Annotated in this window: 11 protein-coding genes; 5 read left to right on the top strand and 6 right to left on the bottom strand. The window is 42.4% G+C overall.

Features of this window, described 5'->3' with window-relative positions:
* Positions 1-198 precede the first annotated feature (198 nt).
* The 5 genes from KUL10_RS11255 (at position 199) to KUL10_RS11235 (ending at position 7,342) form a co-directional block, all read left to right on the top strand.
* On the top strand, positions 199-2,373 hold the full coding sequence (locus tag KUL10_RS11255; RefSeq protein ID WP_110429040.1) for a sulfatase: 2,175 nt from the start codon (positions 199-201) through the stop codon (positions 2,371-2,373).
* Between the two features lie 202 nt (positions 2,374-2,575).
* Positions 2,576-2,947, top strand: a complete 372-nt coding sequence (locus tag KUL10_RS11250; RefSeq protein WP_110429039.1) for a BlaI/MecI/CopY family transcriptional regulator — start codon at positions 2,576-2,578, stop codon at positions 2,945-2,947.
* Complete coding sequence (locus KUL10_RS11245) at positions 2,937-4,172, top strand: TonB family protein (RefSeq protein WP_110429038.1); 1,236 nt, start codon at positions 2,937-2,939, stop codon at positions 4,170-4,172. The genes KUL10_RS11250 and KUL10_RS11245 overlap by 11 nt, the downstream gene beginning before the upstream one ends.
* A 251-nt stretch (positions 4,173-4,423) precedes the next feature.
* The gene (locus KUL10_RS11240; protein ID WP_233499793.1) at positions 4,424-6,112 is read left to right on the top strand and encodes a hypothetical protein; all 1,689 of its coding nucleotides are present in this window, start codon (positions 4,424-4,426) and stop codon (positions 6,110-6,112) included.
* Positions 6,113-6,190: 78 nt separating this feature from the next.
* Positions 6,191-7,342 (top strand): lactonase family protein, encoded by a 1,152-nt coding sequence (locus tag KUL10_RS11235; protein WP_199509224.1) that lies wholly within the window; start codon positions 6,191-6,193, stop codon positions 7,340-7,342.
* A gap of 45 nt (positions 7,343-7,387) precedes the next feature.
* On the opposite strand, the gene KUL10_RS11230 is transcribed toward KUL10_RS11235, so the two are convergent.
* The 6 genes from KUL10_RS11230 to KUL10_RS18625 form a co-directional block, all read right to left on the bottom strand.
* Positions 7,388-8,029, bottom strand: a complete 642-nt coding sequence (locus KUL10_RS11230; RefSeq protein WP_110429037.1) for an RpiB/LacA/LacB family sugar-phosphate isomerase — start codon at positions 8,027-8,029, stop codon at positions 7,388-7,390.
* Between the two features lie 307 nt (positions 8,030-8,336).
* Positions 8,337-8,843, bottom strand: a complete 507-nt coding sequence (locus KUL10_RS11225) for a hypothetical protein (RefSeq protein WP_110429036.1) — start codon at positions 8,841-8,843, stop codon at positions 8,337-8,339.
* A gap of 79 nt (positions 8,844-8,922) precedes the next feature.
* The gene (locus KUL10_RS11220) at positions 8,923-10,044 is read right to left on the bottom strand and encodes a cystathionine gamma-lyase (RefSeq protein WP_110429035.1); all 1,122 of its coding nucleotides are present in this window, start codon (positions 10,042-10,044) and stop codon (positions 8,923-8,925) included.
* Between the two features lie 67 nt (positions 10,045-10,111).
* A complete protein-coding gene (locus KUL10_RS11215; protein WP_110429034.1) occupies positions 10,112-10,927 on the bottom strand; it encodes a glycoside hydrolase family 11 protein in 816 nt (271 codons plus the stop codon).
* A gap of 185 nt (positions 10,928-11,112) precedes the next feature.
* Positions 11,113-23,715, bottom strand: a complete 12,603-nt coding sequence (locus tag KUL10_RS11210) for an RICIN domain-containing protein (RefSeq protein ID WP_110429033.1) — start codon at positions 23,713-23,715, stop codon at positions 11,113-11,115.
* On the bottom strand, positions 23,705-25,898 hold a 2,194-nt coding region (locus KUL10_RS18625; RefSeq protein WP_158525372.1), incomplete at its 5' end, for a hypothetical protein. The genes KUL10_RS18625 and KUL10_RS11210, both read right to left, overlap by 11 nt.

Raw genomic sequence — 25,898 nt, 5'->3', positions numbered from 1 at the left:
ACTGTAATCTGTAAGAAACGATGGCTTTAAAGCCATTGTTTCTTTTACTTTTTTCACTACCTTCTCCCCTTGTAAACTCCTTCCACAAATTGACAAAACATAGAGTATTAATACTTAGGCATTCAGGCTATGCATTTCGATTTGATTCTGAAATAATGCTACGCGTACTATATAACTTACTCTAGGATTTATTGACGCATGGTAGCTCGACTCAAATCTATATTTGTCACTTTATTTCTCATCAGTATCACCATATCTTTTGATGCTTATTCGCAAGAAGTACGAGGGTTTCTTCAAACTCCCCGTGGTGATATAAATAATTTCTCTGTGGCTGGATGGGCATGCCAAATTGGGAATTCTGAGTCTATAGAGGTCAGTTTGTATGCAGGAAATGACTTAAGCCCAAACAACCTGATCCAGACAATTAAAGCAAACAGAGATAATGAACAAGCGGTAAGAGATGCTTGCGGTTCTGAAGGCTATCATAGGTTTAAGTTTGATATTTCACCAGAAACGATATACCTACATTCCGGCAAGCCTATCGTTGCTCGCGCATTTATCGGCAGCAAGCAGCGCGTATTAACCAATGGTACTAACCCAGTATATCCAGTTCTTCCAGAGACATCAGTCAAAGGTATTGTTGATGGTATTGGACAGGCAAACTCAAAGTATTTTTTGATGGGTTGGGCATGCCAACCGGAAATTGAAGTTCCGGTGCGCTTGACGGCGTTTACACAAAACAGTAGTGGTGAAGTCAAGCTGCTAAGCTTCAATCATGAAACTAGCACCACATCTGAGCCATCCGTTAGTCAAGCTTGTGATACTTCGAGCACCAAACATAGATTTCGAATACCCATTGAACAAAGTGTTGTTGACGAATTCGCTGGGCGACCCGTTCATGTATTGGCCGAAGATTCATTTGGCTCTAGTCGACAGTTTCTATTTAACTCTGGAAAAATAAACATCCCCGCAACGGCAGCGCGCAGTGCACCTGCAAGCAAACCCAATATTTTAATCTTTTTTACCGATGACCAAGGTTTCGCAGATTTAGGCATACAAAATGTATTAGACGATGTTAAGACGCCTAATATTGATAGCCTAGCCCAAAATGGTGTTCAGTTTACAAACGGTTATATCACCGCACCTCAATGCTCCCCTTCAAGAGCAGGCTTGTTGGCGGGACGATATCAACAGCGCTTCAAACTAGATGAAAACAGTCATATTCCAATGAGTATTGAACAGCAAACCATTGCCGAAAGGTTTAAAGCAGCAGGTTATAATACGGGGGCCTTTGGAAAGTGGCATCTTGAGATAATGAACACTTCTAAAGAATGGGGCCAAGAGAACTACCCAGAAATACAACCTTTTGTAGCAGGTAAGGTACCACTGGATGTGCAACTCTCCTACTTTCCCCATGAGCGTGGCTTTGACGATATGTTTGTTGGTTACACTGGTTCATATTGGCGCAATGTCGATCTCTTAGGTCGAAAAACGGAAGTAGAAAGATACAGTAATAATACCTTTCGAGTCGACTTAACCACTGAGGCCACGATGTCATTTATTGATAAAAATTGGCAGAGGCCCTTTTTCGCATATGTCGCTCATTATGCTCCGCATGTTCCGCTAGAGGCACCTCAAGAGTATCTCGATCGCTTTCCAGAAGACATGCCAGAAAGGCGACGTTATGCTTTAGCAATGATGTCTGCACTAGATGATGGAGTGGGTAAAATAATAGACCAATTGAAAACCTATAACATACTAGACAACACGCTTATCATGTTTATCAGCGACAATGGTGCTCCGCTAGGAGATGATATGACGGATGCCCCGATAGCAAATAGGAATGAGGCGTGGAACGGTTCGCTTAATACACCTTTCACGGGTGAAAAAGGCATGTTAACCGAAGGTGCACTAAGAGTTCCATTTATTGTTCAATGGCCAAACATGGTTGAGTCTAACCAAGTCATCGATACCCCTGTTTCTTCGTTAGATGCTGCTTATACAGCGCTAAAAGTAGCTGAAGTTGAAGAGTTACAAGACCTAGATGGTGTTGATTTGTTACCACTGGTGACTGACAACAATAGTGCTGATTTTGACGATAGAGCCCTTTTTTGGCGGTTCTATTTCCAACGAGCAGTGCGTCAAGGCGACTGGAAGTACATGCAGATAGGTTTAGAAAGAGAATATCTGTTTGATATGACTAAATCAGAACCAGAAAGTGTCAACCTAATAAGTGAAAATCCAGGAAAAGCAGATGAACTCCGAGCTTTGTATTGGCAATGGTCAGCCGAAATGCCAAGAGAAGAAACGCTAATTGAAGCGCCTTTGCCTTTCCTTGAGAGGGTTGATCGGTACTTACCAACCGGGCAGTAAAATACAAGTGACATCGCTGCAAAGCATATGTCCTCCTACTATCTTGCAGAACCTCCTGTCATATCATTGCTTAGATGGCAGGAGGTCACACGTCTTGAGGCACTTTCTAAACCGCTGCAACATTATCACCTAACTTTTAACTTGCATTATTGAATTACAAGTGTAATCTATAAAGTATTACATATGTAATCCAAGTATTAAAATGAAAATAAGCAAAACAGAACTATCAGTCATGCAAGCGATATGGGCATGCGAGCCTTGCTCCTCAGATGAGGTCATTAGCTACCTCAACCAAGACGAAGACTGGCATGAAAAAACAGTCAAAACACTGCTTAACCGATTGTTGAAAAAGCAGGTATTATCATATGAACGCAATGGTCGTCAGTACTTATATTTTTCAAACATATCAAAAACTGATTATCAAAAAAGTGAATCAAAAGACTTTGTCAGTAATATATTCCAAGGAAAAGTCTCTAGCCTGGTAGCTTCTTTTGCTCAAGAAAACACATTGGATAAAGATGATGTTGAGGCGCTAAAAACGCTGATTCAAAGTTGGGAGAAAAATGATGATTGAGTGGCTTTTAATCCAAACTTTACTGTTATCAGTTTTCATTAGCGTGCTAATGTTAAGTCATCGTCTGCTTAATCAAAGGCTAGGTGCGCAAAACACTTATAAGCTTTGGCTCATGATACCTTTCAGTCTTATGTTAGGTTTGCTCCAAGTGTTCAATCCTATTGAGCAACAGGCACTACAGACTAGTTATCTGATCCTCGCCAACGATGCTATTCAGCAACTCTCTTATTCTATCAACCTAAACCAACAAGTGATGATTGTAGGCGTGTGGTTGACGGTTGCAATCGGATTGATGGCAATGATTTTACTCTGCCACTATCGACACATATCAACGCTAAAGAGACAGCCCCTTAATCATTTAAAGTCAGATATACCGATTTTTTCAGCTATGGATAACATTGGTCCTCAGATTTTGGGAGTTTTTCGACCGCAAATAGTTGTGCCTAATAACTTTTGTGAACGCTTTGACAAAAAACAACAAGACCTAATCATTGCACACGAACTGAGCCACTGGCGACAAGGTGATACCTTTTGGAATTTGCTAGCCCTAATCGTTTTAGCGTGCTTTTGGTTCAACCCTATTTTTTGGTTTGCATATAAACACTTCCGTCAACAACAAGAGTTGTCTTGTGATGCAAAAGTGCTTGCCAAAAAATCAATGGCAAGCCGCCAACAATACGCACTTGCCATGATCAATGTATCAAGCACTGCTGATACAACTTCTTTTACACAACTTTATTATGGTGAAAAAATGAATATTAAAAATCGAATTTCGAGCCTTGTCACACACAAGCCTCAACGAACTTATCCTGCTCTTATTGCACTATTGCTTGGCTCAGCGTTTTTGGGTGCAAGTCATTTTGCATTGGCAAAAGACCAAGCAAAAACAGGAGAAAAGCTTGGTGCGCCAATCTATCGAGTCGACCCAATTTATCCCGAGCAAGCAGCTAAGGATAATGTGAATGGTTGGGTTCACTTAAGCTTCGATATCGAAACCGACGGTTCAGTAAGTGATGTCAAGATAGTTAAAGCTGAACCTAGATGGACCTTTGAAACGAGCGCAAAAGAAGCGGTCTCTCAGTGGAAATATCAGCAAGGATCTAGAAAAGTAGAAGATGTAGAAGTGATGCTCAATTTTGAACTTGAAGCGCCAGAGATTGCACAAAAAACATATGCTGCTGGTCTAGAGGTAATTGACGTCAATCAAGATCCGATAATTAAGTAAAGCATACACCGAAGTATTACCTCGGTGCACGCCTCGTGTTGGTTGTAAGTAAGTTTGGCGACTGGTTACAACCAACGTTTGCAATATATCATAAATGGAGAGGGGTATTTTCAGATAATTGTTCTCAATATCGTTGACAAATAGTAATTCACAGACATAATAAATTGGTAAGGCCATCTGCCTCTTTACTATGATGGATTGTGAAACCTTGTTAGTAGCAAGGTTTGAATTTAAAGATACTGGGACGCAAAATGATTAAAAAACGCTATTTGAGTAGTATCATTGCAGGCTTGCTTGTGGTGTCAGGGTGTAACAAACAAAACGACGACATTGGTAAAGCTCGTACTATTTCTTCCGATGAGTCTGCGATGGTTGCATCAGCAGTTTTTAGTACGTCACAAGCAACAGAGAACCTAGCGTTTGCAAAGCAACAGTATTTGAAAATGATCAGTCATGTTGAAAAAGGTGAAAACCTAACACAAAGCTCTTCGTGTGCTGATGCTACTGAGATGATTTGTGTGCCTCGTTCACAGGAACATGACGGCATATTTATGGAGCAGCCTAAAAAATGGACGAATGGCTTCTTCCCTGGCGCGCTTTGGAAGTTATTGTCTGCGAAATCACAAATAAACTTCTCCGCAGAAGAAGAAGCAAAGCTTTATCAAACGGCGCAATACTACCAAGCGACACTTTACTCAGAAGCAACGCGCGGGACAACTCATGATTTAGGTTTCATTCTATATGATTCTTTTGGCGAAGCACTGTCTTATGATGCTTTAAGCGATGAGCTTCGCGTTAGATACCAGCAGGCATTAGAAACAGGGCGTGCAACTCTTGCTAACCGATATGGTGATGAACAAGGTGTCATTCGCTCATGGGATTGGATACCACGCATGCGAATTACCACGATAGAAAATGGGGAAGCGGTTGCTAATCGGTATACACTCTCGAATCCATGGACCTACCCTGTTATCGTAGACAATATGATGAACTTAGAGTATCTGTTTGATAGCGACAGTGAGCGTTACCACGAAATCGCGTTCAATCATGCGAAAAACACAGCTTTGAATCATTACTTTTATGATGAAAATGATACGGCACAGCAATTCCCTTTGTCTTACCATGTGTTCGATTACGGTGAATTTAAACCCGGCAATTGGCAGGGTGTTGGCAACATTTCCGCGTGGGCGAGAGGGCAAGGTTGGTCGCTATACGGTTTCGTGACCGTAGTTGAAGCAATGAAAAATGCAAATATCGACTTGGCGGACTACCCAGATTTTGAGGCACATGTTCACAAACTATTTGGTAGTATTGAACACTTACTTGAAGATAGCTTAGTACCCTACTGGGATTTTTTTGCGGCTCGTGATAACGCTACCGATTATGCTGAGAATGTTTCTACCGATACTGCAGTTTTCTCAGGTATTCTCGCACTGTGTGACAAAGATATTGAGCAGAATTTAAAGCCTTATCATGGATATCGCCCGATGACTCTCAATGCATCTATGATGTCTCAAGAATCATTGGCACGGCTTGAAGGTAAGGTCGGTCGACATGGTGAAGTAATACTGCAGGGAGATAAATTGTTACCTTGTGGAACTCAACCCTACCCAGAATCTCATACAAAAATACCGCGTGACACTTCTGCCGCAGCCATCTATGCCGCAGCACTTTATCGCTATGCACTGTTTACTGACAATATGACAGATAAACAGAAATTTGCTGAACTAGCAGACAGTATTATGGCCGAGCTTACTGCGAACTACCGAACAGATAGGACTAAAAACGGCCGACCTAACAGTTTTGAGTATGGTTTTGTACTCGCAGAAGCAACTGGTGACATGGGCAAAGGAAGCGAACTGGACACGCCTATCATTTATGGTGACTTCTATTTTATAGAAGCGAACATCCTGAAGATTGCACTCGAGGGAAGCCTCTAATACCCTATAACATTATATGTGTTAGTGTTTAAGCGAGTGCATTACGTCACTCGCTTTTTTATGAATAAAGGAAGGGAAATGCCATATCGTTTTTCGCCAAACCGATTCCGTCAGTCTATTTGCGCCTCATTGACCGCCATCGCGATTACTCTTGCAACAATGACGCATGCGTTTGCTGATCAAGATGTCTATTTTGGCACTGGGAACAAACAAGGTGATGGAATCTATCATGCGTCTTTTGACGAGGACTCCGGCCAACTTTCAGCGGCCACACGGGTGGCCGAACTTGATGCTCCCGGATTCCTAACCAAACACCCCAAGCTCGATGTTATCTATGCGGTGGCAGTAATCAATGAGACTCCAGTAGTTGCGGCGTATAAAAAAACACAAGACGGCTCTCTTGAGTTTGTTAACAGCTTAGAGATTGGTGATGGCTCGGGAACGCATATCGCAGTGCATCCTTCTGGCACATTTTTAATTACTGCCCAATATGGCGGTGGTTCAGTGGCGGTATTTTCCCTGAGAGAAAACGGGGAAATCGTTACGCGCACTCAATTAATTGAGCACCAAGGTGGCAGCAAAGTTTATAAAAATAGGCAGAACAGCCCCCACCCGCACTGGGTTGGATTTTCTCCCGATGGAAAGTACGCAGTGGTACCAGACCTTGGGCTTGATGCAGCCATTATATATAAAGTGAATGAAAGTGAGTATCAACTAACTAATCATGGTGAGGCTGTTACCAGCGCTGGAGGTGGTCCACGTCACATGAGATTTTCGGTGGATGGAGAGCATATTTTCCTGCTTAACGAATTCTCCTTAAGTATCTCAACCTTTAAATATGATGCCTTACAAGGCACTGCTCAACTAATGTCGGTCACACCTACCTTATCGGAAACAGCAAAATCACAAGAAGCATTTAATTCAGCTTCAGAGATATTGGTGCATCCCAATGGTAAGTTCGTTTATTCGGCTAACCGTGGGCACGACTCAGTTAGTGTGTTCAGTCTAGACGACAAAGGCGCATTATCATTACGAGAGAATGAACACGTTCGAGGTGCCTTCCCCCGCAATATCAACATGGACTTGTCCGGCAAATGGCTGTTTGCAGCAGGACAGCACTCAAATACAGTATCGGTGTTTGCGATCGATCAGTCGTCAGGTTTATTACAATATAAAACGGGAAGCACAATCAATGTCCCTGAACCTATTTGTATTTTATTCGATGAATAAGGACTGCTTCTTCCCTGACAGCAGCTTTATTATTCTTGATATAACTCAGGCCACGAGCGACCTGACATAATCAGTTAAATCAGGCTGTTTGCAGTTGTCAAAAAAGGCCTGTTTGAATTGTTCGCTACTGACAGCTTGCTTAACCAAATCTTGATTTAAGGCCTGTAAACCTGACAACAAAGACGGTTTTGCCAGCGCGGTCTTAACTTCTACCAAAATTCCTGCATTCTTCTGCTGAGGTTCGGCTCGCTCTTTTGGATAACCTAAGCCACGCTCACCCGTTGTAAATGCCTTCTCAAACATATAACGAATATTTAATTCTGCTCCCCAACCAAAACCTTTGGCAAATGCCAACGCGATCGCATTACCGTTATTTACTTGATTGAACAAAAATGCATCTGTCGGTTCCAAACAATAGCCACAAAATACGCCTGGGTGCGCGTTCAAGGACATCATTGCTCCCTGCCCAGTACCGCATCCAGAAACGACGAAATCAACCACACCAGTGTTTAACAATAAGCTTGCTTGGATACCCAAATGTATATACGTAAGATGGTGATCATTTTCATCCGTCATCCCCACATTTAACACGGTGTGACCTAAGGGCTCAACCACCGCTTTTAGCTCGTTTAAAACGATCGTGTTTTTAGCCGCCTGGCTATTTTCCATTAACAGCGCAATTTTCATATATTACCTTTACCATTGATATCTGCTCGACTGTCTGAATAACCCAATAACAAGCATCAAAGCGCAACCGAGCGACTATGCCCGCCATCACTCCGTAACCATTGCTAAAAGACAAGTGGACTATCAGAAGAAGACGTATTGATGTACTTATAAAGTCATTTCAGCATTCACACACTAAAAACTGAATTATTTTGACGACACTTGCAATATTATGACTGTTTTTATCGCAATGTACAGTGTGATTTTATAGTACATGGGTAAACTCCTCTCGCGAAAAAACTTTCATGAGACTTCATTATTTTGCTGCTTATTCAATTCTAAGCGCGAAGTTCAATACCACTCGTGTATCGGAGTCAGTTTGTACTGTTCCGTAATGAGGTACATTTTTAAAGATGATTAACTGGTTCTCTTTTGATTCGATACTCTCATCTCCAATCACTGTTTTTCCATTGCAGGTGTTTAAATGAAAAACAGCAATACGGAATTTATCGGACACACCTGAGTCTAGCGGGATATCTACATGTGTTGGGTGGACGATTTCCTTCCCTTGATTAGTGTACATGACTGCTCGGATCCGACTGACGCCAATAAATTTAACTTTGTCTTGCATGGGCAACAACATGCCCCGAACGGGCTCAAAGAATTTAGGGTTAACTACTTGGCCGTTTTCCATAAATGTATGACCAAACATAAAATGCTTTTCGGTAGAAACCACGCGATCAGTAAAATACCAAGGAAGCATATTGGTCATCATCAAGCGCTTTAGATCAGCAAAATGTTGGGGCGGCAGAAAATCTTGATAAACGTCGGTCATATTCTTTTTCTAATTAATAGATTAATAGTCAATTACGGCTGGTTTGGGCTTTAGTATAACTCAAACTGCCCTCACTAATTTACTTTGCGATCTTACTTAATGCACATTCAAGATCATGAATAATATCGTCAACGTGCTCACAACCCACACTTAAGCGAATCAAACCCTGTGACACATCATCAGTACCCCAGCGTGCTCGGCGTTCGGCCATCGTGTGTAAGCCACCAAAACTAGTGGCTTCAAACACCAAAGCGGCATTATTTAAAAAGGTTTGCGCAAGTGAAGCTTCACCTAAATCGAAACTGACAACAAAGCCAAAATGATGCATTTGAGCACTCGCAACACGGTGTGAAGGGTCTGACTCTAAACCAGGATAACGCACAGACTTTACACTCGAATGGGTATTGAGAAATGCAGCTACTTTTGAGGCGTTTGCACACATTCTCTCTAACCTTAAATCAAGTGTGGCTAACCCCCTGTGTACCATCCACGTTTCCATTGGACCAGGAATATTACCTGCAAGTTTACGCCACAAGCGTATCCGCTCAATCAATTGTTTATCAGCACTAGAAACATGACCAAACACTACATCACTGTGGCCATTGAGGGCTTTTGTATCTGCCGACATGGATATATCAGCACCTAACGACAATGGCTGTTGCCCTAGCACCGTAGCGGTTGTGTTGTCGATTGCTAACAAGGCGCCCGATGTATGAACCTTATCCGCTAAGCGTTTAATATCAACCACATCTAACAAGGGATTACTTGGCGTCTCAATTAGAACCAAATCTACGTCACTATAATCAATATCTAACAACTTTGTGGTTGCTACTAGTTGAATATTGATACCGTTTGGTTGAAGAAACGCTTCGGCATAGGCTCTGGTTGCGTAATATCCATCCGCGGGTAAGACAATGGTTTGCCCACTCACCAATAAACTACTTAAGATCGCAGCACACGCAGCCATGCCCGAGGGAAAAATAACGGTTTCACCGCCTTCTAATTCAGACAAACCTTTTTCGAGTGCTGTCCAAGTTGGATTGTGAAAGCGCGCATATTGGTAATCAGCACTGTCAGCTTCGCCTTTTAAGTGAAACGTGCTGGCAAAGCAAGGGCCGTCAGTAAAAGGAGCACCTTGTTGTGGGGAGTTTAATCCCGCGTGAATGACCGCAGTAGCTGGCTTTTTGTTCTTGGAATCCATTACGACCTATCAGTTATTAATCGCGTTTAATGCACCGATTAAAACATAGCTTATAGGTCAACTGTATTTATTTTTTACTTGCATCCCAAACTTGACCAGCACCCACACCGTCGTAGGCTGGATTGAATACTTCAACCGCCATTACTTGATAGGTTGGATCATCACTGGCATCAAAATTATTCATATCCGGAATTATCCAACCAGATTGCTCCCAAGCTTTTACGTGATCTGCAAAGACAATTTCATACTCTTGCCCCAACTCTCTTTGTGTCAGTGGTTTACTCCAATACTGATAAAAAGTAGACGTGCTGTTGATAGACGGCTTTTGCTCTCGTATCGTTCTGTAAGTCACGTATTCAACGCCGTTACTCACAAAGTTTATGCCTGAATCACCGTTGTTAGTTGGGTCTGTTATCCACCGTTGCAGGATATAATATTCAACTAAATGAGCAGGGTCGGATTTGGGCATATCTTTATCATAGCCCCAGCCATAAAGGGTAATATAATTCGCGCCACTGTCTTCATCAAAACGATAACCGATGATGCGTTCTTTATCTCCATAGTGCCACCCAGGTCCGCCGACGTAGTTGTATCCACCTTTTGTCCATTGAACGCTAAATTGGCCGTCGGTCTTTAAGCTCAAAGTTGTAGTACCGCCATCTTTCCAATGCGTGAAAAAATAGTCGCCTACATGGCCCGTTGCATGATTTTGGGTCAGGACAGTGTCTTTGCTGAACGCCTGTGTGTAAGCGTTAAACTTAGAGATGGTGTCTTTGGAATCAGACACACTTGTCGAATCACTTTTTATTTGTGTGGAGCCCGAACATGCGCTTAATAAAACTAAGCTGACCAATAAAAATAGACTCAATATAGAAACGTTCATTAGTAAGTACCCATGCATAATCTCGGCTAAAAGCCATGATTTTTTTCAATTAACTTCTCGTATTATAGTCACCTCATCTGGATGCAGGCTTTTGCTTAAAAGGCCAAATGATTTATCTTTTTTAAATCTTTTGGTGTCTAAGGTAATCAATTACTCATCAACCAAAATAGACTAACATGCTAAGCCTACTGTCCCGTAAAAACAGGAGAAAAAGACAAGGGAACCTCAGCGGGAGAATGAACAAACGGTTCAATCAGGTTGTAACGTGGTGTAGGTCTTACTCCAAATATAGTATTTGTATTAAATTTACAGCGATTTCCTACCAAGCTTCGCACCAACTCATCGCCTTCTTGATCAATGCGGTAATCCATACAATATTCAACATTATCAAAGTCTATGTGCAGTTTGCCCGCTGTACGCGACCACAATTGACCAGGATGATCTTCTTGGCAGTCTGCCAAAATGATAGGAGGCGTCAATGAATAAGCATCGCACACCTGATTTGAAGTTAGCGTATAGCCAGAAAGTAGATTCACTTGTAGACCTGCTAACAGCTGATTCTTCTTCCAATTACCTCGCTCTTCAGATGCTTGTAAGCAAATATCTTTTATCTGCTCTTTTTCTTGTTGCGAGCGCATATCAAATAACTGCAACTCAGCGCCTTGCTTATAAATTGGCATCGTTAAACATTGACCAAACGCATCAGAGTGCACTCTAAAGGTATCCTCTTGCTCAGCTTCGTACACTTTAAATGCTTTGCCAGCTTCTAAGGCTTGGTCACTGTCTCTGCACTTAGCAAACCTAAGTTGTTTGGTGATATCGTCATTTTCTTGAACTCGCAAACATATACCTTCACCACTAGGCAATTCGAATTGCATACTAAATTCATCTGAAAACTCTGTCGCCGCAGCCTGACGAGCCCTTGCTAAAACGTCTGGATTCATTTGTGCTGCGTTATCACCTGGTGCCTCAGGTGTTCGGATAAATTCTAAGTTAAAGTCAGAAGTTCGCGTTCGCTTAAATACATAACTCGGTCTGGCACCTCCGCCTCCTGGCTGACGAGAAAGTAATGCCCTTCCGTTATTATTATTTAGATAAATTGACCGACTACCACTCATATTTCTAAAGGAGATATTTTCAGGAATACCACGTCGTGTGTTTGCATTATTGATTGTTAGCGCCAATATCTGACTGTTGTTTCCAAACTCACATGTGTCAAGTGTCCATAGTCCCTGTGGATTTTCATCACTTTGTTCGTTTAAGGTTAGACACAATTCGGTGTTTTCAAAATAGACTCTTACCGTGCCGTCATTGCGTTCTGAATTGAGTATTGCAATCGACGCGTCACGTCCAGAGTTTTGATCACAAGAATCTCGTCCAGCTCTTGAGCGCGATTCGTTATCATCATCACCAAACCTAAACTCAGCGCTTTGTTTGCCTACTAGACAGCCTGATATTTGCGAATCTCCCCCATTACCTAAGATTGATAGCTTGCCAAAACCATTAAAGCGAGGGTGAAAGCCCAATTTAACCATTGTAGGTTCAACATTGATTTCGGAATAATTGGGTTTCTCTGTTAAGTAGGGGGCTTGAGCCGCCACAATAATTGGTGACACAGCTTCATCAACAAGCCATGCTTCACCAAAACTAAACACATCGGCAGCGTTAGTACATGGTGAAGCAAAAACTGGGTACTGCGCAAAAGAAGAATCACTAGATGCTTGAGTATTAATACACATTGGCGCACCAATATCACTAGTGATTAAACTGTTATTGACCAATCTAAAACCATCGCCTGTTGGATTAGGCAATTTTTTAAATACTTGCCCCACCTTTTGGTTTTGACAATAAGAGGCGACTAAACCTACTTGCTTGTTTTCATATTCATTAGGCGGCAGATCTACAAAGTGTTCGCCATTAACTAATGTATTGATGGGTAGCCCCAAGCAAAGCTGTAGTTGGTCGCTAAATATTCTGACATCATCTGGTTCAGGGGTGTCCGTAGCGTCTAAGAATCGAATGGCATTTTCTTTTTCTAAGGCATTAAAATATTCATACTGACAATCTTTGAATAGCAATTCGCTGCGACCATTTAGATAGAACATTTCATCTGGCTCAATTGACAAGCATTTTTCATGGTTGAGGTTGATCACTTGCATGCTGACGTCTTGAGAATGCCCCATTGCTAAAGCTTGTTCATATAATTCTGTTCGCTGCAATGACGAAATATCGATAGTGTTTTCTACTGGGTCTTTGATACTAAATTCGTGTTTAAGTAACTGAGACGCTTGCCCACACTGACTCATAGTAAGTGGGCGATTTGATCCATTAAAGGTTATACACTGATCTGAAGCAGCATCGATAAGTGCAAATGCGCCCTCACTGCCCTCAAATATGTGCTTTTGCCACACTTGATTAGCGTGTGTAAATACACAAGGTTCCACCCTAATATTACCGCGCGGAGTGAGCGTCAAGCACCTGTTTTGACTTGTTTCAATTCGATAACCTGCACCAAACTCACTTAGGTTCATACTATATGCACTGGGACATAAGTTACCATTGGATGCTTTTTGATTAATCGGTTCTTGAGTACCGGTTGCCAACCATTGCGAACGTGACATGAAAGCTAAACAAGCTCCAGATTCAACAAACCTTAACGCTGTTCTATTAGCTTCGATATGCCCTGATTTGATTTGTTGTGCCTGTTGCGCCAGAAGTGCTTCACTTGCCTGTCTTTCAGCGTCTTCTCTTAGTTCTCGTCTAATGCGTGAATTGGGCTCAAAAATAAAGTTCTTCAACGCCCCATTTTGACAGGGACCAAAGCGGTCAAACTTTTTACTGCTATTGCGGTACTGCAAGCACAAGTTTTCATTGGGTACTTTAACTACAAAAGCACCCTCTCTTGGTCCTCTGCCGGGGTCGGCATGATCAAAGTTATTGAAATTTGATACTGGCGCTAAGTGAAACAGCTGAGTATCGGCCACTGGTGCACAATGGAAACCGACTGCTTCAAAGGTCCCCCCTTCTAGTTCAGGACCATGTTTAGTCATGCAAAATGCCGTTCCATCTAGCTTATCTGGAAAAACCAATTGCACTTCTTTGTCATTGTAATAATTGAGTCGCCACAAATTGTTTGCTTGGCCACAACTATCTTTCATTTCCATATGGCGATGAGCAGGTCCCATACACTTGTCATGAAGCGCTGGGTGCGGAGACTTCAAGTGACCGCGATATCCATGGCCATATGCACGCGCGTAATCAGGGAAATATGCACTACCCGTCCACTTAAGAGGATTAGTATTAGCTTGTTCACCGATTGCATTACAAGCTCTCATACTGGCCCAACCTTCCTCTGCACCATTGATCGTATCAAGGCAAAGTTGTTGTGAGCCGACGATGGTGACTAACTCGCCATTTGCAGTATAAGTCCATTCATCGCTATGAGGTAAGGCACTGCTATAATTACAAGATACAAGTTTGACATCGACCGTTTGGCCGTTATTTTCTGCTACCATGCATTTTGTATCTGAAGCAGGATAATAAGAAGCTAGCGCATTCCAGTAGTGAGGCGCTGTTTTTATTTGCTGGGTTTTATCGTTAAGGATAAATTGCGTATCGGTTAGTCCGTTACACCTAACGACATCCAAAGATTCTCCTCTTGCACGTAAACAGCTTGGTTGGGCCCCTGGGTTGCCAGTGTGCTCAAACACCATCATGTTTTTGTGAAAGCACTGCTTAAATGTTTGATTAAAATAAAAATCATCTTTACAAGCTTGCGGGTGCGGTGGGTAGGTGGGCGGGGGATCGTCATCATCAAACAGACCGCCAGAAAAGAAGTCAGCAAAAGCACTTCCTAGATTACTTAAAGCGGCACCGACTGTTGCACCAATCGCAATAACATTACCCGAACGAATAGCGTCAAGGCTTTCATTTGTGATTTGTGTAGCAGCCGCTAAGGCTTTACCAAGTTCACTACCTAACGGACCTGCAAGTCCCAATGCAGCGCTTGCTCCTCCCATCACAAAAGTGAAACCCTGCTGCCCATATTCAAGACCTTTACCGCCGACATAAGCACCTGCTTCACCTAGCTTCTCACCCGCTTTAGCCAACTGCTCACCTAATTCGCCTAAACACCCCACCACATCAGGTGGCGCTGGATAGATACCATTATTAATTAAGATATCTGGATGAATGATCGACCAAGGTGAGGCAGGGTTAATGGTCAATCCAACACCAACCCGCACAGGTATATCGATACATCCGTCAGGGCTAGAATTTACTTCAAACCTTGTTGGGCTGATACTGCCGCTGAACGAACGAGAAACCGCGCCTCCTGCAATATTGACGTCGCCAGACATATTCACTGTGGCTGAGGTAACCGGCTTACTAAAGTTAAAATCACCACTGATGAGCGCAGGAAACTCTAGCATTTGAAAGCCTGGCGCTGTAATTGTGCCTTTCATGCTGATACTAGGGATCAAACCGAAAAGGGGCTGATTCCCCGTTACCGTGAGTGAAGTACCGTTAAACGGCGTTTTGCCGTCTATTCGGCCACTCACATAGACACCTTCTAACAGATTAACTTTTGAAATCCCTGAAGCCATTTCAGTTTCATAAGGCCCTAAATCGAGTATTAGTGACCCCTGAGCAAATAAACCTAACCCTAAAGGTGGCCTTTCAATACCGTCTTTTGCAGGAAGTGCATTACCGGGCGTTGCGAAGTAGATTTGTGGATTTTTAATGGCAACCATCGCCAGAGGCGAATTTTTTAACAATCCACTTAGGCTATCCGCCCCATCACTGCTTGCATTAGCAGCATTGGAGAGCGCTTGAATACCACGCACTACGTTGTCTTTGACGACATTTGCGTTTTGCATATTCAGTTGCTCAAGCTCTTTAAGTGCGAGCGACGTGGCATTATCTAGGATGCTTGAACCACCAGCAAAGCCTAACTTTAAAATATTGGCATAGATTTCAGCTTGAATCACAGGAGTGATATACAAATCTGGTGCATCACTTGGCTTACCAAATAAGAGAGCTAATTGAGTAGGCACGCCCCCAGCCCAAACAGTGTCTAGGGTCAGATGAAAGCGTCGCCCTTTGAAGTTTGCATTCTCAGTGTCGATACCTATTCTAATCCCACTTGCTGCCGGACCAATGCTAATTGTTGTATCGTTCACAGTCGTATCATCAAAGCCGAAGGGGTTGACCCATGTGCCGTTGACGGTTGCATTTAAAGTGAAAGGAGCGCCGACATTCGCTAAGTCATACTCGAGACTTAGTGTGGTATCAACCGTGTCTGTTTTCCCGGGCTCATCTAATTTTGGTACTTTTATTTCGGCGGAAGTATCAAGGCCGACAATCACTGATGCACCCACTACTTTTTTGACAAAGAGCCGCAGGTCACTGTCGTTTACCTTAATAATATCGGCTGGAAGTTCAGGGAGAGAAAAGCCAGTAAATTCAGTATATAACGACGCAGACTTTTCTCCACCCGAGATCCCACCAAGGCTTCCACCCAAAATAAATTCAGAATCCAAGTTGAACACATCATCAACTACCGTGCGAACAGGGGCAGGAAAGACATTAGTTGTCGTTTTCATCACGAAGCCAATACCCTCTTCGACTCTGAGTTTTTGGCTAGTTTCTAGCGATAAAATGTTTGCAAACAATGTTTTGTTGATCTTGTCTGGAATACTGTCTAACTCGAAGTTAGGAAAGGCCTTTGAGCTAAAGGTGAAAACTGAACGAGGTACCGCAAAGTCTTGGTCTGGAACAAGTTCAGATGGCAGCCAATCACTAGGCTTAAAAGGATTGTCATTTCGCATGAATAAAGCGAGGTTATTTTCTTTGTTAACAAAAAAGCCACTGCCGCTCAGCGCTTTATTCGCAATACTTAACCCGCCGTCGAAACCAAAAGTATCTTTGGCAATATATAGCTTTGATAATAGAACAGTAGTATCTGGAATACCCATATCGCCAAGGCTAACGCTTTTGTTTTCTTGCTCGTCTCCACCGGCTTCTTGAGCGCTTTGTACCAGCAAATCAGTCATACCCACCAGCATATCTGTTAGGGGAATAGATAGATCTTCGGGATCTCCATTTTGGTCCAAAAATTCTATTGAAAGCACCGTATCTTTGCTAGCTGATCGGCCACCAGTGATATCAAACGCTAAGTCAACGCAGCCTTTTCCTGCATGAATTGAAGTATTAATTTTTATTGAGCCTGCGCCGCAGTACTCAAGCTTCAGATCTTCTTGGTTATTGATTTTTTGGTACGCGATATTATTTTCTAATTCGCCAAAAGAGATACTAGGAATACCAAGCGGTTCAGACCAAGTTTGATCGGAACTAAGTGCCAATTCGAGCACTTGATCATTGCCAATCAGTTCAAAACCTAACGCGCCAACCACGACTAAACGCTGACTTGTTTCAGGCAGTTTTATATTAGCCTGGGTATTGATCAACACTGAGTTTTCATCACTTAAACTCAAATCAATCGTCGTATCAAAAAAGCTCACCAAGGATGGGGGAATTTGCGGGGGTGAAAATTTGGGTAGACGAGCAATTGCCTTAACACTAGGTTCTTGAAAACGTGGCACACTCACTTGTACTTCGGCGCTAATATCCTTGAGTTCAAATAGTCCTTTAGGTAAGACCGGAAGATCAATTTGATCGACAGCGGCAAGTAAATTAATCACATCATCTTCTAGAGGCTCTGTAAAAAAGCCATTAAAAGTGCCCGATAGCAATACTGTCTGCTCTTGGTTTAAAAATGGCTTTAATGCGTCTTTTATTTTCAATGGCAGTTGTTCAGGTGAAGGCCGTGCGACGATACCCAAACCAGAATCCACACTCACAAAATCAGCTTGTTGCGAGTTTAAAATTCCCTTAAATAAGTTATCAGCTAAGTATTGGGGCATGTTATTCAATGAGAAATCGGCCAATTTACCATCAGCGATACTCAAAACACTCTGTGGAAGCTCAAACCCCTGTGCCTCTATATTGTTGGGCATCAATTCTCTTAAGTTGATAGGTGAATTGCTGCGTAACAAAAACGCATCTGCGCCATTTTTATTAATAAGACTGACAAAGCCGTCATAGCGAAGCCCCAACAAGTTGACTGAACCTTTAAACGCCATGGTGTGAGAGCTGGCAAGTGCATCATCGCTAGTGGTATCGACTAGTGCATTGCGAGAGAAATAGAGTTGATTGAATGTTACCTTGCTATCATTAGCACTTTTCAGCAAGGTGTTCTGCCAAACTCCATTGCTAGTATCAAGCTGTGTTAGCTTCAAAAACTCCGCTAACTGAATAGACAAAGGCTGGTTAAACAAGACCTCTGCAATATATTTATCTCGCGCCCCCACAGCTATGCACCCAGTTGCATCCACTGGCGTAGTGGAGACTCGATAAAGCATATCGCCACAGATTTTAAGGTCATTAACGTTGGTATCAGCAGCTTGCTGCCGCTGTATCTCTAGTGAGAATTGACTCAGTTGAAGATTCGGAATTTGCAGCGGTTCGTTCCATGAGCCTTGAGTTTTTAAGTTGGCGGTAAACTCTTTTTTAGTGGGGTCGGCAAATGTATTGTTGTACTGCATCGTGCCAGTGAATTGAATATTAGCTTGAGCATTTTCGTCAGATTGATTTGTTGAACGGTTGAGTAATAAACGCGCATCGGTATCAATAAATAAGGCGAGTTCGTTGCTAATGCCCAAGTCTAATTGGCTATTGTAAAGGTTAAGTTTAAAATCACTGCCTTGCTCGATAGTGCTGTCTTTTATCTTAGCTAGCAGCTTTACTGTGGGTGGGATCTTTTGCTCGATGTCAGATAGCTTCACATCAAAAAATAAGGAGGTATCAAGATCGTTGATATCAATGAAGTTCATCGCAAAAGTAGGGATAGCCACCCCTTGGATCTGGCTAAAGCCGGATAAGCGCAGTGGCGTTATATCGCTACCCGATTGCACTTCTGGCGTAAACAGCCCTTCTATTCTTCCGCCAACCAAAATCGGTTCTGTCGCAGAGAAGTAATCCAGTAAATCCTGTTGGACGAAACTTGGAAAGTCGCGACTAACTATCTTTGAAACAAAGGAAATCCCTGCTTCAACATTAAGGTATTTGGCTAAATCTGCGTCTACTAAGCCCGTGAATAAATCTTGATAAATCTCATCTGGAATATCACTTAAGCCCAGCTCTTCGATGCTTTGATTGCTGATAATGAACATCCCTTGAGGTATATCGAAATCAGCATAAGGGCTGAGTTTTGGCAAGAGCTTTGCCAGTTCTACGCTGCGATCAGTGCGCATGAAAAAGCTTTGTTTTTTAACTGTGCTACCCGCAACAGCAATGTTGTTCAATGGAACATCATTGCTTAAAAACGTCGCCCGACCAGACAATAAGAATTCATTTAGCTTTAGCTCACCGTCAAAAGAGGCCGCGCTTTGCGACAAATAAATCTTTCTTAGGCCAAAGTGAGCATTATCTAAAAACTGATCAATAGACTGATAAGCAGGTGTTTCAGTAATCTCTTTTTGAGCAAGGTAGAGATTTGCTAGTGCGCTTCCATCCAATGCACTTAAGCTCGGCATTATACTAAGCACGTTTAATGGAATATTCAGTTGGTCTGTAAATGTGATGGATAGGATTGCACCATCCAAACTCGGATTGACGTTTTCAACATTGATAGGCAAGGTTAGATCCATCGGCTCAAACTCAACACAGTTATAGCCGCCGACTAGCGACTCGGTATCTTTGGTTTGCTGATATTCACCCAAGCCACAAATATTGTATGCAAGTCTACCGGTGTTTGTTTGAGCGTTTTCTTCCAAATCCATCTGGACTTCCATTTTACCAAACTTTAGACGTGGGATCCCAAGCGGGTTTTCCCACGTTTGTTCGGTTTTCAGATTGGCTTTATATTGGAGGTGACCTACTGCATGCTGAGTAACGTTGATTTCACCGTTCAACGCCAACATTGCATTTGTGTCGGGGTGAGAAACCTCGCCCAAGCTAGTAATCTTGAGTGTATTACTATCATCAAGGTTGTTTAGGTTAATAATAGTATCCTTGAAATTCACAAACTCTCTGGATACACCCGGCAAACCATAAGACTTTATTTGAAGACTGGCATCAACTAGCAAAGCATTTTCTTGCGCAGTAGCCGTTCCATAAAAAATAATCGGTTCATTTATCCCAAGCTCTTTGGTTAAGACTTGCTTAAGAAAAGCAGTATTAGTGTTGTCCGGTAACTTAGACAGTTCGGTAGAACTAAACCATGAAACGCCTTTTACTAAATCGATTTGCGAATCATAATCAAAAGAGCCTTGTTGAATAAGACCTGAGAAGAGATCTGCTACCTTTGATCCTAAGCCTAAGATATCACTTGAAAATGCTTCTGTTGTTCTAAAAGCCAGTACCGTTTCGGCGCTTTCCAGCTGCCCCAATTGCATAGGTAGTTCATTAGGATAAAGCATATTTGCTTTGAATTTTGAAAACGCGACATAAAGTTCATAATCTGACATTATCCCCTGTTCACTTGCTCGCCCTGCCTCAATTTCAGTTTCAAATACCTTTGGTAACTCTTTCAGCAAGGCTCTGCCCTGCATATTTTCTTGAGTCCAATCAAACTTTGCAGAAAGAGAGTCAAGTGTTAGCTGCATGTCTTTAAATTGCCATTGAGACACGCTTGGGATTTCAGACATTCTCGGTAAACCGCCCACCAAAATTGGCCCCGGAATCGAGAAATCTAGCGCGTTTAATGAGACATTCTTTTGCGTATCTTCTTCAAGCAAAATCGAGCCAATCGCATCTATCGGTTCGCTACCTAAATTTGCATCTAACCATGTATCCAATTTCAGCGTTTTACTCTCTGATGCCAAATCAAGTCTACTAACAAAGGCAAGCTGATTGACTGATAACATGTCGATACCAAACGCGCTTTTCCAAGCGTTTTGAGTCGCCTTATTTTTTGATTTGTCGCTGGCTTGAGCACTTAATACAATAATGTCATTTATTGCTTGATAACTTAGAGCACTCGCGTCGACCTGAGTAAAAGCGGTAGATGCAGCAATTTGAAGGGTAATGTTTTCTGCTTGTTCGGTGACTTGGATTTTACCTGAAGTGCTCAAAGTAAAAGGTTCAGTATCACTGCCTTCTTGGGGGATTAACAAATCTATCGTACCCACTAACCCCGAATAAAACTGCTGGTTTTCACGTGAGAACTGGGCGGACATTGCTTGTGCTTTTATAATATTTTCGTAGCCCGGAATATCAAATGCTCCGACAAACAACTCTATATCAAAGTTAAAGTCTGTGAGAAATGTTGAAAATCTTGCAGGGTTGTCTATCGCGTCAAAATCCATTTCAGCTAAAAAAGCTAAATCGAAAAACGCCTTACCAAAATAACTATTGGACTGGACACCCAAGGCATTTAATTCCGACTTATCCGCATTTTGACTTAATACATATTCACCGATAGCAGTCACGCCGGGCGGTATTTCAAGTGGAAATAATTGGCTGTTTGCCGAAAATCCATTTTTGATGAACTCTGGTAAATCTTCTGTGCTCGCGAACGTCAAGGTGTCAACTCCTGGACCGCGCGCAAACACACTCGCATTGTTCATTAAAGCGCCTGAAAACGGAGTGTTTGAGAGCTCTGGAATGTATGCCTCTAGGCGCAAAGCATTTTGCGAAAACAAAAATAAAGGCGCTTGATATGAAGGTGGCTCATAGCGAGCAATGACAATATCATCACTACCGATTTGAGCATTTGCCGAGACTAATGCAGGTGAGTAACGCACTTGCGTCAAGGCAAGCTGATTGACAACGGGAATATCTAAACCGGTGAGATCGGCCAGATATAGCCCTGTATCTATAACTATATTTGGTGTGACCTCTTTACTGCTGGCGTCCATTTCTAGCTCGACCAGCACCGCAAGCTCCCTTGAAATACTGGGATCGACAGCTGAACTGAAATCGGCAAGTCCTGTCATTAATAAAGTATTGTTTGCTTGTGAGCCTTCTGCAGATGGCAAGTAATATTCGGCGCTAAAGTCTAAAGCTCTTAAATTAATATCAGTAAACTGGTGTGCTCCGTTTGCTTGTTCGGCACTGACGAGTCCGCTGATATTCAGTTTTTTATTTGCTAAAGGGTCCAACGCTAAGCGTAAGTTGCTCAAACTGATTGTACTAGCAAGTGAATAATCGTTTACCAACTGTTTGTCTAAATTGATCTCAGCATCGACATAAACGCCTACCGCAGGCGCACTAGATAGCTTGATTGCCCACTGAGCATCAATGATTTGCAAACCAGCTATGTTTTCGCCAATCAAATTATCAGAGATACCGTAAAGGTCTAGACCATCAACGATAAAGTCGCCGTAATACTGCTTTAGCGTTTCTAGGCTTCTGTCCCCTTCTTCAACAAAAGCTGACGCTGGTGTATCGCGATAACTCACATTATTAAACATTGAACTTTGCAGCGCCGAATTGACAACAATCGATGTTGAACTCATCTGCATCAGCTGTGCAAACAATGCCCCATCTGGCAAATTATTCAGATCAGCTTGTGCGTATAACGCGTAATTACCATTTTCCTGCAACGCGAAGTTGTGTTGGGTATCAAAATAGGCATTAATCGCTATTTGTGTTTCATTCGGCAGAGCAATAAGCGTATTGGCAGTGGGAATGATACTGAAAACAGCGTCCTCAAACTTACTGACCTCTGCAAACGCGGTCTTTTCTATGTCAGGAATATACTCACTAAGTTCAAAGCGCTTGTGCATGAAAAATATATTGGGGTGCCGCATTCCTGAAGTTTGCGCTATTGCTACTTTGGTTTGCTTACCATTTAAAGTGGTTTCGCCTACCAAGAGTTCACCTTGAGCAGATAAACTCACTTGAGCACTACCTAAGCCTGCAGGTAAAGTAAGAGACTCACCTAAGATATCTTGAAAAGTAAACAACTGGTTTTGATTTGACTTTGCAGAACCGGGGTTATCGACCACCCATTGGAATTGATTTAATCCATATAAGACATCATCAGCGCCAGCGGTGATAGCGATTAGCTCAGAATCAAGCGTACTCAGTACACCTGATTTCAAGGAATACTGGTAAACATTAAAGCCCGCGCTAACATCGTGAAAATTTAATGCAGTTAAATAAATACTGCCCTCAGACCCTACTGCGATATCGCTCGCATTTGGCAGGTTGTCAACTTGAGTAGCATCATTTCCTTCAATTTTTATTACGCTCCCAGATGGGTCTAACGCATAAGCAGTCCGTTCGTCTAACGCACTTATTCGAGAGGCGAATAAACGAATCGTTTCAAACGAAAGCTGCCCATTGTCATCAGTGATGGAGCGATAAATAATACCATCCAAGCCCGTCAACCAGATTGTGTCATTGGCAATTCCCACATCACTGGCGCTAATATTTAGCGCTTGCCATCTGCCGCTACTGTCAACAGGCGATAAAAACGTATTCCCACTTGCGTCAATAGAAACAGCCCATCCGCTAGGTGCAACATCAATTCTGACTAAGTTCTGCAAATTACCCCAAGGGATCCAAATTGATCGTTCAGGATTAAAACGGTACGCGCGACCATCCAAGCCCACTACCCAAAGGTCATCATTGGACGATTGAGCAATATCTAAACCTTTCAAGCCTAGTGTTTGCCACCATTCAGGTGTATTCGACGTTTCATTTTGAGCGATGACTTTGCTGCTTGTTAAGAAAAATAAAAGCAAACTACAGCTTAAAAAATAGAGCAGTTTATTTGTCATCGTCTGCTCCTTGGCTCTGTTGAGTTTGCGCCTCAGAAGCATTGGTTTCTTTTTGAGTTGATTCAATGCGCTGTAATCGGTTTCGCTTTAACCAGTTATTGATTCTGTCTTGTTGAAATTGGGCAGCCCGTGCTTCTCTTTCTTGGAATTTTTGTTGTAAAGCATTTTGTCTATCTTCAATAATTTGTAGGCTTTGGTTCTGGCTATCAAAAAGTGAATCAGCACTAATATTCTTAGTACTTAGACTGTTAGCCTGAAGCCTTCGAGACTCTAGCTTTTCTGCACTTAGCCGATCGGCTTGAAGTTTCTGTGCTCTTAGGTTTTGACGTTGATTAGCTTGATCGCTAATGTTGATACTGCGATTCTGTTCAACCCGTTGCACCACAAAACCAGATTGTGTGCTATTTTCTTCAATCAGGGGCAATTCGTTATTTGTCTCTGTTGCTTCGTTGTTTTGAATTGGGCTCCCATCATTCGGCGCTGCTTCAAGGGTAGGTTCAACATTGGCATTTTGTAATACCTCTTTTAGTTCCGCTAATTCTTCTGATGCTAATTCTGTAGAGAGTAAGGTGCCAGATCTTGTTTTTCGAGGAGTTAAGGCTGGCTCATCATTTGGAAGTTTTCTAATCAAGCCGTTAGGCCTGCTTGTTTGTGTACCTTCACTATTTTGAGTCACTAACTCAGGTATTACTTCTGGTTTGGTTTCTTGGGCTGAAAAATCAAGTAGCTCATTGTTAACCGCTTGGGAAGGTAATGAAGAACCGCTGCCTAAGCTCGATTCCACGACACCTAGTCGCAATCGCACGCCATCTACAACTTCCAATGTCACATCAACAGTAAATGTCTCAAAGATGCCAGTGTCAAACTCTTCGACCTCACCTGTAATGGTTCCCGTGCGAATACCTGGCGTTAAGTCGTTACAATTAAAAGTTACATAAATAATATGCAGAGAATCTTCACTTCCTAGTGAAGGTTCAAAGGATAAATTGATATCTGAGGATAGCGTCCCAATCATTTGCACCTCTGCCAACAATAGGTCTTCGTTATTGTTGTGTTGCAGTACTACTTCAGTCAACCTGCTTGGACAATTACTGCTGCCGACAGTGTATATATTTTGCACTGGGTTTGGATCAATTAGGTAATCAATGGGAGGGGTGCTAACCTCAAATTCAATGTCTATTTCAAAACTGATCGATTCGCCAGTGGATGGGTGCTCTGCATTACCACTCACGGTTCCCCGATAAACGTTATTTGTTGCATCATCACAGTTAAATTCAACCCTGACAGTCTGTGAGGTACTAGGGCTATTTGAAAGGGTTTGCGCCTCAATCACATTTGCCACTGAACTGTCCGAAACGCTTAAACCTGAGATAATAAAATCTTTTGAACTAGTACTATTAATTTCAACATCGCCGATTAGTTGTGGACATGCGTCAGTGCCCACCACATGCTCATCAATAAGACTTGAATTAGAAAGGGTAATATTAAAAGGAACACTGTTAACACTTAGATTGATCTGCAAACTTAATTGCTTTTCTCGCCCAGTAGCAACGTCCTCGGCTGTCATGGTCAAGGTACCGCTGAAATTACCAACGATCGTGTTACTGCAGTTGAATGAGACCGCAATTGTTTGTGTGAAATTAGGTGTATTGGGCGTCACATCAACGTCTATTCTGCTTGCAACGTCACCAGAAACTTGAATATCTTTAATCGTAAAGTCTTCATCAAGCGCAGATTCAGCAATAACCAAATCATAATCATCTGGGCAACTACTTTCGCCGACAGTATGAGTTAATGAAATACTGCTGGTTGACAAGTTAATCGGTAATTCCTGTTCACTCACCTCAAGTGAAACATTGATCGAAAAGGTTTGTGTGGCACCGCTAACGTCATTGATAGCAGTTGCCGTAATAGTGCCTGAGAAGCTACCCGCCGAGAAGCTTAAACAATTAAACCTTGCCTGAATTGATTTAGCTTCAGAAGATGTTGCTGGAGAAATATCGACATCAATAAGTGATGAAAGACTGCCGTTTATACTTACGTTTTCTATAGTGAAGGCTTGGTTATCCGTTATCGAAACACTGACGGGATCAAAATCATTTGGGCAGTTAGACAAGCCTACATCATGGGTTAACGAAATACTGGAGCGTGACAAAAATACTTGTATTGGCTCAATGACAATA

The sequence above is a fragment of the Glaciecola sp. KUL10 genome (assembly GCF_003203515.1).
In the GTDB taxonomy this organism is placed as follows: Bacteria; Pseudomonadota; Gammaproteobacteria; order Enterobacterales; family Alteromonadaceae; genus Glaciecola.
Note: the sequence above shows the minus strand (reverse complement) of the source record. Positions and strands in the feature narration are given on the sequence as shown.